1 protein-coding gene and 1 pseudogene are annotated in these 509 nt (G+C 46.4%); both read left to right on the top strand.

What is annotated here, in order from left to right:
- Positions 1-106: pseudogene (locus tag R7Z50_RS31295) on the top strand (YigZ family protein); the annotation flags it as partial.
- 46 nt (positions 107-152) lie between these two features.
- Positions 153-509, top strand: a 357-nt coding sequence (locus R7Z50_RS31290) for a potassium transporter TrkG (protein WP_318150250.1), incomplete at its 3' end; no start/stop codon positions are given.

Raw genomic sequence — 509 nt, 5'->3', positions numbered from 1 at the left:
AATATTAGTGGTGGAAATTGAGCTTCGTGAAGTGAGCGCGTTTACCCAAGCTATCATCAATAAAAGTGGGGCAAAGGCAATTGTAACCCCACTCGACGGACAATAATGAAAACCAGGAAGCAACAGGGACAGCTTCGCTAGTCAATCAATCCATGCAATTTCGTTCAATTATTCGAATCGTCGGGCTTTTGCTCGCGCTTTTTAGTGTCACCATGTTGGCACCCGCACTGGTTGCGCTTCTTTATCGAGACGGCGCTGGTGTACCTTTTGTCACGACTTTTTTTGTGCTGCTTTTTTGTGGAGCGATGTGTTGGTTTCCTAACCGTCGGCATAAACATGAGCTCAAATCACGTGATGGCTTTCTTATCGTCGTTCTTTTCTGGACGGTTTTGGGCAGCGCGGGTTCGCTTCCATTTTTAATCGCAGATAATCCCAACATTTCTGTGACTGACGCTTTTTTTGAATCCTTCTCTGCTTTAACCACGACAGGGGCGACCGTTATTGTCGGC

Source organism: Vibrio sp. 1249-1 (genome assembly GCF_033340495.1).
Note: the sequence above shows the minus strand (reverse complement) of the source record. Positions and strands in the feature narration are given on the sequence as shown.